Source organism: Candidatus Electronema sp. JC, from assembly GCF_048287365.2.
Classification (GTDB): Bacteria; Desulfobacterota; Desulfobulbia; order Desulfobulbales; family Desulfobulbaceae; genus Electronema.
The window spans coordinates 40616-50454 of the sequence record NZ_JBLWEM020000062.1 but is presented as its reverse complement, the minus strand read 5'-3'; the positions used below and the strand labels follow the sequence as shown (position 1 = coordinate 50454).

Below are 9839 nucleotides of genomic sequence, written 5' to 3'. Positions count from 1 at the left end.
CGAAGGAAAGCATTTCAGATGTCAAAAAAAGAAAAAATTTTCATAGAGGCTGACGAAATGTGGACATTTGTCGGAAGCAAAAAAAACGACATATGGATATGGCTTGCCGCTGAGAGAAGGGCAGGTCTTATAGTCGGATGTCATGTCGGAAAGAGAAATGATGCCGGAGCTGCTGCCCTGTGGGACTCCCTTTCTGAAGACTGCAAGAAAAACGGAATATTTTTTACGGACGGCCTGGAGTCTTACGCAAAAGCATTTCCGGCTGACAGGCACAGGATTGTCAGCAAAGGAAGCGAAAAAACAAGTCATATCGAAAGACTGAATTTGACATTCAGGCAAAGATTATCGGCATTAGTCAGGAAGACATTGTCATTTTCGAGAAGCATTGAGAATTTGACAGCATCTGTTTGGAGATTTATTTATCGCCACAATGATAGTATTTTATTTAATTGATCACTTATGGTTCACCTTCACCTCTTCGTCCTGCTGCCGTCGATCCTCCTCTCCGGCTTCATGTTCCCTTATGAGGGAATGCCGCTGCCTGCCCGGCGCATCGCCGAAATCCTGCCTGCCACGCATTTCATCCGCCTGATCCGGGGCGTGGTGCTGCGGGATGTTCAGCTTCTCAGCATGCCCTGGGATATCGCCTTTTTCGCCTGCTTCATCGTCGCGGGCCTGACTGCGGCTTCGCTGCGCTTCAAGAAGCGGCTGGATTGAGGATCCTGCACGGCAGCGCAATGACGCTGCTGTTTGAAGAACGACGTCGGAGAGAAGTCAGCTGGCGGGAGGCTGACTGACAGCGGCTTCCTCGCCGCTGAGGCCGAAAAGGCTGCGCACCACGGCGATACGTTCTTAGCGATCCGCGCAAGCGTGCCAAAATTTCAGGTAGTCGCATCGCGTGGAAGCATTCCAGCAACACCGCTGTAAAGGCACCAAGCCGCAAGCGCGGAGAGCGGAACATGAATTGTATAATTAAAATATGTATTAAAGCGAGATATATTATTTATCGAATTCCTTTGTAGAACCATCGAAAAATAAAATTTTCTTTGGATTAAAATTAATTTTAATATTCTTAAAATCTGCATTTTTTAACCCTTGATGGCTATCCATAAATTGATTGTAAGAAATTTCTCCAATCCACTCTATTTGACCACCAGAAAAAATAGGATCATTTACTGCTAACCCGGAATAGAGTATTATATTGTCCAACATATCGGTAAAAAGAATTTTTCCATCAAACGCCCTAATGTCTTTCCCAGTTAGATTCTTAAAATTTAAAGAGAATAAAATTGCATCACGTCTACCGGCCTCAAAGTCTGCCTCCTGAAAGACTTTATTGTTAAGTACGACAGAAAATGGAGCTGGTTCTTTTGGTTTTTGATTCGGCAATTCAACTTTTTTCTCTGGCTCAACTCCTCCAAGAAATGCTGTATTAAAACTCTTTGTCACGCCCTCTGCTGCTATTTTTAATGTTTGACGAAGCTCATATTTGACGTGTTCTCTCCCAGCAAAATATCCCGCCACGAGACAAATAATCGCCGACATAGCCCATACCAGTATTGTTATCTTGCGTAGCTCTGGCGTATTTTCTTCTAATGGAGGAGCTGATTGTCTTTGCTCAACATGAGATACAGGCAGTTGTTTTGGTTTCTGTACTTTATCGGAGGAAAACTTTGCATAGATAATTCCGCAAGCGGAACATTCAGCTTGTTGCTTCCCTTCTGATTTATGTCCACATTTTGGACATACCTTTACAGGTTTTACGGATTCAGCCTTAAATAGTATATTTTTTCCACATGCTTTGCATTTTGCTTGTTTTACTCCAGATGGAATTCTTGATTCATCAATGTTGTATTGTTTCTGACAGTCAGGGCATTTTAAAATCATAATTGATTATCTGGTGATAGATTCCCCTCGCACTCCGAAAAAATCGCCGCAGAGATGGCGGCATGATAGGCCATTTCCGGCAGCAGAGCCAGCTCGTCCTCAATCAGGCGGGCGCGTTCCTCAGCAAACATCAGCAGGTTGACTGGCTGAAAGCTCCTCGCCATTAAGGCCAAACAGGCTGCGCACCACAGCAATGCGCTCCTGCCGATTGACGCAATCATGCTCGGCCCGGAGATACTGAAAGGAGCGGTGCAGCAGTTTGGCTGCAACTGCCGAGGCCAGCCGCTCGACCGCCTGCCGCTCCTTGTCGCCAAGAGTGCCGAGGCGCGGCAGCGTCTTGTCCAGCTCTGCTCGGCAGATGGATTCAGCAGCGGCTTGCAGCTCGACAATGGTTGGCGTGACCTCCATGCCATCAAGCCAGCGCATGAACTTCAGCGTCTCCTCCTCGACAATGCGGTGCGCCTTGACAGCCTCCTTGTCCCGCTGCTCTTTATTCATCTCGACCACGCTGTTGAGGTCGTCTATATCGTAAAGATAGACGTTGTCGAGGGTGTTGATCTCCGGGTCAAGATCGCGGGGCACAGCGATGTCGATAAGGAACAAAGGCCGGTTGCGGCGGCGGGGCATGATTGAGGCCACATCCTGCTTATGCAGCACCAGCCCAGCCGCGCCGGTGGAGCTGATGAGAATGTCTGTCTCAGCCAGCTGCTCGACCAACTCATCCAGCCCGGCAGCGTGTCCTTTGAAGCGGGCAGCCAAGTTGACGGCCCGCTCCAAAGTGCGGTTGACCACCACCACCTCGGCAATGCCTTGACCGACGAGATGCTCGGCAGCCAGCTCGGCCATTTCGCCTGCGCCGACCAGCATGGCCCGCTTGCCGCTCAGGTCGCCGAATATCTTCCGGCCCAGCTCCACCGCCGCATACGAGATAGAAACCGCGCTCGCGCCAATGCGGGTTTCTGTCCGCACCCGCTTGGCCGCTGAAAAGGCTTTGTGCAGAAGCCGGTTGAGAATCAGCCCCGTTGTCTTCTGCTCGGCGGCGTGCCGGAAGGCTTCCTTGAGCTGGCCCAGTATCTGCGCCTCGCCGACGATCATCGAATCCAAGCTGGCCGCGACGGTGAAGAGGTGCCGCACCGCCTCGCTGCCGAAATGCGTGTACACGCAGCTTTCGAGCTGCTCCTGGCTCACGCGGCCCGCGAAAAGCAGGGCCAGCACCTCGGCCCGCAGCTGCTCCGGCTCCTCGCTGGCAAAGAGCACTTCCACGCGGTTGCAGGTCGAGAGCAGATAATATTCTTTCAGACCGCGCAGCGAGCGCAGGCGGCCAAGCGGCTCCTCGTAGCCGCCCAGAGCCAGCTTCTCGCGGATTTCCAGCGGGGTTTTTTTATGATTGAAGCCGAGCAGGACAAGGGATTCACGGGCCATCTCAGCTTCCCCCTTTGAGCAGCAGGAGCAGGAAGGTCAGCAGCGTGGCGCAGAAGGCCAAAATAGTCAGCAGGGCGGTCTGTCTGCCGCGCCAGCCTCTGACAAAGCGCAAATGCATCAGTCCGGCGTAAAAAAGCCAGGTGATCATCGCGCTGATGATCTTGCTGTGCCAGCCTAATCCCCGGTCGCCGCTGAGCTGAAAGGCCCAGACTGTGCCGATGACCATGCCCAGCGTCATCAGCGGAAAGCCGATGCTGATGCAGTGCTGGTTGAGCGTGTCCAGCGTGTCCAGCGAGGGCAGGCGGTGGTAGAAGAAGCCGAAGCGTTTCTGTTTGAGCTGCCGCTCCTGAAGTACGTACATCAGGCCGCCGATGGCCGCGAGGGCAAGGAAGGCGTTGGCAACAATGGAGATCGAGGCGTGCACCGGCAGCAGCCAGGAGCGCAGCTCCGGCGGCAGCGGCATGATTTCATGCGGCGCCAGCGCGGCGGCGAGCATCAGCAGGGCGACGAGAATGGAGGCGAAGAAGCCGAAATTCTTGACTGGATAGCGCCAGCGGAAGGTGATGTGGCAGCAGGCGATGGCCCAGGCGAAAAAGGAGATGATTTCGTGAATGCTGGTGATCGGCGTGTGCCCGGCTGCAACATAGCGGGCGGCTATGCTGGCTGTGTGCAGGGCGGCGGCGGCGAAGAAGAGCGTGCGGCCTGCGGCGCGCAGCCGTTTCTTCCGGCCTACGAAAAAGACTGTGTAAAAACCTGCTGCTGCGCTGTACGCGGCAAAGCTGCAAAGGAAAAGCAGATAGCTCATGAATTGTCCGGCTGACTGAGGTCATAGTCCGCGTCCGGCCCAAGAACCGCCCGCAGCCAGCTGCGGAGCCGCTCCTTCTGGCCGGTTTTGATCCACAGGAGTATATCCTCATGCGGCAGATTCTCAAACAGATTTCTTCGCGCCGCGCCGTCCGCTGTTCCGGCCAAGACCTCTGCGCGGACGCGGCCCAGCAGGTCAAGCAGGACAGCGTATTCCGGGCCGTATTCCGCCTCCAGCTCCTTGCGGATGCGGGCGGCGAGCGCCGGGCTTTTGCCGTTAGTTGACACGGCGATGCTCAGATCGCCTTGACGCACAACCGCCGGAACATGAAAACTGCACAACTCCGGCGCGTCAGCAACGTTGATTAATTTGCCTGCCGCCTTGGCTTCCTGCGCCGCAGCCTTGTTGGCCGCCGCGCTGTCTGTGGCTGCGAAAACCAGCAGCGCATCGGCCAGATCGCCAAGCTCGAAACAGCGCGGCAGCCAGTCTATTTGCCGGGCAGCGGCCAGCTCATGCAGCGCGTCCGTGAGCTGCGGACTGATCAGCCGCACCTGCGCCCCGGCCTTCAGCAGGGAGAGTGCCTTGCGCTCCGCCACCTTGCCGCCGCCGACGATAATGCAGAGCTGGCCGCTTATGTTCAGGCTGAGATGATACATGATTCTTGACATGGTTGGCAGCAGCGAAGGGCGCGGAAGCGCATCGGGCTTTGCAGGGGCGCGGCCTGCCGCGCCCCTACAATGCCATCGCGCCCAGAACTGCACCCGCCCTCATCTCAATCAGCCGCATCTTGACGATTTGCCCGGCCAAGCTGGCGGGGCCTTCACACTGCACCGAGATGTAATTCTCCGAAAAACCTTTCAGCGGGCCGCTCCTCTTTTTCTTCCGCTCCAGCAGGACACGCTGCTCCGTGCCGAGCTGACGGCGGATAAAGTCCGCCCGCTTGCGCTGATCCAAGGCTTGCAGCTGCGCTGTCCGCGCCTCTTTGACCGCCGCAGGCACTTGCTCAGGAAAGGCGGCGGCGGCAGTGCCGGGACGGGCGGAGTACGGAAAGACATGCAAATAGGCCAGCGGCAGGGATTCCAACAGCGCAAGGCTGCGGGCGGCGGCCTGCTCGTCCTCGCCGGGAAAGCCAGCCAAGATGTCGCAGCCAATGGCGGCATGGGGCGCGGCGGCATGAATCTTCGCCACCGCGTCGGCAAAGGTCTCGGCGGTGTAGCGGCGGTTCATCCGGGCGAGCACGCCGCTGTCGCCGCTCTGCAAAGGGATGTGGAGATGCGGCATGAAGTTCGCCTGCGCGGCCAGCAGAGCCAGCAGGCGGTCGCTGACCTCAGTCGGCTCAACCGAGCTGAGACGGATGCGGATCTGCGGAAAGTCGTGACAGAGACGCTCCAGCAGACTGCAAATGTCCATGTCTTCAGCCAGATCAAGGCCGTACTTGCCGACATTGATGCCGGTGACGATGATCTCCTTGCAGCCCTCCTCGGCGAAAATGACAGCCTGCCGCAGCACATCAGCCAAGGGCAGGCTGCGGCTGCGGCCCCGCGTGTGCGGCACGATGCAGTAGGCGCAGAAGTTGTTGCAGCCGTCCTGAATGCGGAGGTATGAGCGTGTTCTGCCGCTGAAACGGCGCACCAGCGGCAGCGGGCAGATGCTCTCCGCCTTGCCGATTTCCGGCAGCAGGGTTTGGCCGTCCTGCTTGTCTGAGAGCGCGGCCTGCACGGCAAGGTGCTTGACCGCGTTGCCGAGCACAGTCAGCCGACTGCCGGGGATGAGGCTGCGCAGCTCCGCCGCATCCGCCTCGACTTGGCAGCCGGTCACGACGATGCGGGCGGCAGGGTTTTCCCGCGCGATCTTGCGCACTAACTGGCGCGATTGCTGGCTGGCGCGGGCGGTGACGGCGCAGGTGTTGATGACCACGAGATCCGTCTCTCTGGCGGTCGCGGTGATCTCACAGCCCAGCTCGCGGAAACCGGCGATGAGGGCGGCGGATTCAAACTGGTTCACCTTGCAGCCAAGCGTGAGAACGGCGACTGTTCTGCTCAAGAGGAAGAAAGGGGAAAAAGGGCCGGGTTCAGTTCATCCGAGTGTACCACGAAGCGGCGCGGGAGGCAACCGCACACCGCAGGCACTGCCGCCTGTGTCAGTCAATATGCTCGCCCAAGTTATTGTCTGCAACATACTTAAGGGAACCTCGAAAAATTAGTATTTTTGGCAGATTGTGCATCTGCTTAATTATTCGATGGCGATTTCGGCTAAATCGGTATTTTTCGAGGTTCCCTTAAAAGAGTTGCACATTACCCGGCCCGCCTTTTCACTCATAAATCACCATTACCGGAACGTGAACAGCCCGCAGCGGCGACGGTTGCAATCTCCAGCCGAATAGGCTATGCTGAGAGCGTCAATCCTCTCTTATTTATTCAGTTTCAGGAATTTGATCATGAACAGCCGCCCTGTCCGCCTGCTTGCCCTTGGTGCCGCCCTGCTTGCCGCCCTCTGCTCCGAGGCTTCCGCCGCCGCTCTTGATGCCGGTTTCGGCCACGATGGCCGGGTGGCAGTGGAGCTGGGCATATTCGGCAGCCGGGCCAACGCGGTGGCGGCGCAGCCGGACGGCAAAATCGTCGCCGCAGGCTACGCTTCCAGCACCGCAGACCGCGATTTCATGCTCTTCCGCCTGCTGCCTGACGGCTCGCTTGATCCCGCCTTCAATATAGACGGCACTGTCACCACGGCGGTCGGCTCCTTTGACGACGAGGCGTTGGCTGTGGCCGTGCAGCCGGACGGCAAAATCATCGCCGCAGGCTACAGCAGCAACGGCGAAAACCGCGACTTCGCCTTGGTCCGCTACAACAGCGACGGCAGCCTTGACCGCAGCTTCGGCACAGAAGGCATGGCTGTCACCGCTGTCGGCGGCAGTCACGACGAGATCACTGACATTGCTGTGCAGGAGGACGGCGGCATCATCATTGTCGGCGCAGCTCAGAGCGCGGACGGCAAGGTGGCGGTGCTGGCCCGCTATCTGGCTGACGGCAGCCCGGACACCGCCTTTGCCGACCAAGGCTTCTCCCTCAGCGTGGTGGGCGTGGACGCGCAGGCCGAAAGCGTGGCCTTGGGCAAGGACGGGCGCATTCTGCTCTCCGGCTCCTACAGCGACGGCCAGCGGCGCGGGCTGATGCTGCTCGGCTTTGACAGCAAGGGCCAGCTGGACAAAAAGTTCGGCGAAAACGGCATCGCGGTTCCGGCGGACAGCAGCGTGTTCAGCGAAGGCTACGGCATGGTTGTCAACGAAGACGGCACGATATTGGTGGCAGGCTCTGCAGGCGATGCGGGTGAGCGGGACGCGGCCCTGTTCCGCTTCACCGCCGATGGCCGCCCGGACAGCGGCTTTGAGCAGAACGGCGCGCTCGTCACTGCCGTCAGCAGCGGAGATGACGTGCTGCATGATGTTGTTCTCACAGGAACAGCTGTCGCCGCAACCGGCTTTGAGACAGACGGGGAGCAGCGCAAGTTCCTGCTGCTCACTTACAGCAAAAACACTGGCGGCGCGGAGGAGAACAGCGGCAGTCTGACCATGCAGACCGCCTCCGCTGTTGTCAGCACCGGCTTCGGCGGCGACAGCGACACGGCCACTGCTTTGGCCGCAGTTTCCGAGCAGAGCGTGGTGGCGGTGGGCGAAAGCGAAGCGGCGGCTGGCTCCAGCGCGGCAGTGAGCAAATATATGATGGCGGCGGCAGAAAGCGGCGCAGAGGATTCCGCATCCGCCAGTTCCAGCGCAGGCAGCGGATATGTCTGGACTGGCGCGCCATACGAAGTGACCAGAACAACGGCCATTGTTCCTGCTGAAGTGCGCGGCATCAGCGGCATGGTCAGCCAGCGCGGCATAGCCTTCAGCACGAGGAGCAATCCGTCGCTGAACAACAGCTCGCCTGAAAACAACAGCGGCGCGCCGGTGGTGACAAAGAATGCTCCTGGTTCAGAGGTTGAAGGCACTTCCGCTAATTTAACATTGACCACAGATGTCAACGCAATCTGCAAATATGATGCGACTGCTGGAACTGCTTATGATGCAATGAACAGCACCTTCTCCACCACAGGAGAGAAGACGCATTCGCAGCTGATCCCTGATCTTGAGGCAGGAAAAACATACACCTATTACGCCCGCTGCAAGAACACGTCTTCTAATGCGGTGAACACGGCGGACACGGTAATTTCTTTTGCAGTGAAGAGCGGGACAGAGACGGATTCCACAAAAACGTCAGGCACAACCGGAAGCACAGCGACAGGAACATCGTCTACAACTGGTGGCAGCACGGCAACAGCTCAAACTCCAACATCTGTAAGCATAACTGATAAATCTACACCTACCCAGTTAGAATTAAAGACCCTTCATCAAGTTCAATGTTCAGGCTGCTCAGACGCAAGCACCAAGATTGCAACATTGCGTGTGACTACAAAGGAATCAGCAAGCTGTAAATACGGCAAAAAAGGAGAAGAGTTTGAATATTTTCCGTATGTCGAAGGCGCAGGGAAAGATCATTACGTATACATAGAAGACCTACAGGTAGATGTTTATAACTATGATGTTGTATGTAAAGATACATACGGCAATTCAAGTAAAATTTCAATAGAAATTATAGCAACGCCTGTCATTATCTTGTCTGAAAATATTTCCGGTGAAAAAAATTCTATTTCCACAGACGTGGAGGCAGATTGCAGGTACAGCAAAACAACTGACAAGGCGTATGCTGATATGACTGATTTCACCACAACTGGTGGAAAAACGCACACCGAGACTTTTTCGGCAGGAAAACATACTATTTATGTCCGTTGCAAGGACAAGGATCCCGACAACTCGAAGGAAAGCCCTATAGGAATAAAAATAACCTTTGAAATCAACACCACCGCCGCCCAGGCCCCCGCTGCTGATGCGCAGCTTGCCACATCTGACCAGCTCATCAACACCGCGCTGCGGAATGTTGGCAGTTTATTCCTCAGCACAGCGGTTGCGCAAACCAGCATAACTGACACCGACAGCACCAGCACCGCCGCTGCCACGACAAGCACAACGACACCCGCCAGTTCTTCTTCAAACACTTCCTCCAGCTCCACGGCCAGCGAAACTAAATTTTTTGAAGACGGCAGCACCAACGAAGGCGGCGGCAGCGGCGCGTTCAGCAGCAAACTGACCAACCTGAAGCCGGGCACCTTCTTCTATGCCCGCGCCTACGCAATCAGCGACGGCGTGACCTATTACGGCAATGAAGTCGGCTTCCGCACCGCTGATTCCTGCTTTGTCGCCACTGCCGCTTACGGCTCGGTCTTCCATCCCGCCGTGCAGGTGCTGCGCGATTTCCGCAACCAGTTCCTGAGCGGCAACGCGGTCAGCCGGGCGGCGGTCGAGCTGTATTATCAGGTTTCGCCCGCCCTTGCCGACTTAGTCAGCCAGCACAGCGGCCTGCGTCTCGCCGTGCGCCTCCTCCTTCTGCCTGTGACCGGCGCGGCCTGGCTGCTGCTGCAATTCGGCATCTGGACGCTGCTGCTTCCGGCAGCGGGCGGCAGCTTGATTTTAACTTGGCAGAGCTTCAGGGGAAAATCGATTTGAAGCGGAAAAAAAGCTGCGGCTCCCAATCCGCCCTTGACAAAGAAATGGAGGTGCTTATCTTCTCGCTCAGAAGGAAACAAGAAGCGTCACAAGCAAAACAACATTCTTTCCAAGAGAGCTGATTGC

The 9839-nt window shown here is 56.6% G+C and carries 9 protein-coding genes; 3 read left to right on the top strand and 6 right to left on the bottom strand.

The window, feature by feature from the left end:
• Positions 1-453 (top strand): IS1 family transposase (locus ACNKH3_RS10330; protein WP_420209180.1); only part of this gene is annotated, 453 nt, incomplete at its 5' end.
• 6 nt (positions 454-459) lie between these two features.
• The gene (locus ACNKH3_RS10325) at positions 460-717 is read left to right on the top strand and encodes an ABC transporter permease (RefSeq protein ID WP_420209179.1); all 258 of its coding nucleotides are present in this window, start codon (positions 460-462) and stop codon (positions 715-717) included.
• 282 nt (positions 718-999) lie between these two features.
• On the opposite strand, the gene ACNKH3_RS10320 is transcribed toward ACNKH3_RS10325, so the two are convergent.
• The 6 genes from ACNKH3_RS10320 to mtaB all read right to left on the bottom strand — a co-directional run bounded on the left by ACNKH3_RS10320 (position 1000) and on the right by mtaB (position 6157).
• Positions 1000-1887: a zinc-ribbon domain-containing protein gene (locus ACNKH3_RS10320; protein ID WP_420209178.1), complete on the bottom strand. Its 888-nt coding sequence runs from the start codon at positions 1885-1887 to the stop codon at positions 1000-1002.
• Positions 1884-2018 (bottom strand): hypothetical protein, encoded by a 135-nt coding sequence (locus ACNKH3_RS10315; protein WP_420209177.1) that lies wholly within the window; start codon positions 2016-2018, stop codon positions 1884-1886. Before ACNKH3_RS10315 ends, ACNKH3_RS10320 begins: the two co-directional genes overlap by 4 nt.
• Complete coding sequence (gene hemA, locus ACNKH3_RS10310; RefSeq protein ID WP_420209176.1) at positions 2008-3309, bottom strand: glutamyl-tRNA reductase; 1302 nt, start codon at positions 3307-3309, stop codon at positions 2008-2010. The genes ACNKH3_RS10315 and hemA overlap by 11 nt, the downstream gene beginning before the upstream one ends.
• Position 3310: 1 nt before the next feature.
• Complete coding sequence (locus ACNKH3_RS10305; RefSeq protein ID WP_420209175.1) at positions 3311-4114, bottom strand: cytochrome C assembly family protein; 804 nt, start codon at positions 4112-4114, stop codon at positions 3311-3313.
• Complete coding sequence (locus ACNKH3_RS10300; RefSeq protein ID WP_420209174.1) at positions 4111-4770, bottom strand: precorrin-2 dehydrogenase/sirohydrochlorin ferrochelatase family protein; 660 nt, start codon at positions 4768-4770, stop codon at positions 4111-4113. The genes ACNKH3_RS10305 and ACNKH3_RS10300 overlap by 4 nt, the downstream gene beginning before the upstream one ends.
• Before the next feature lie 76 nt (positions 4771-4846).
• A complete protein-coding gene (gene mtaB, locus ACNKH3_RS10295) occupies positions 4847-6157 on the bottom strand; it encodes a tRNA (N(6)-L-threonylcarbamoyladenosine(37)-C(2))-methylthiotransferase MtaB (RefSeq protein ID WP_420209173.1) in 1311 nt (436 codons plus the stop codon).
• A gap of 394 nt (positions 6158-6551) precedes the next feature.
• Between mtaB and ACNKH3_RS10290 the strand changes: the two genes are divergently transcribed.
• Positions 6552-9713 carry a delta-60 repeat domain-containing protein gene (locus tag ACNKH3_RS10290; protein WP_420209172.1) on the top strand — a complete coding sequence of 1054 codons (3162 nt, stop codon included), beginning with the start codon at positions 6552-6554 and terminating at the stop codon, positions 9711-9713.
• Positions 9714-9839: the final 126 nt, after the last annotated feature.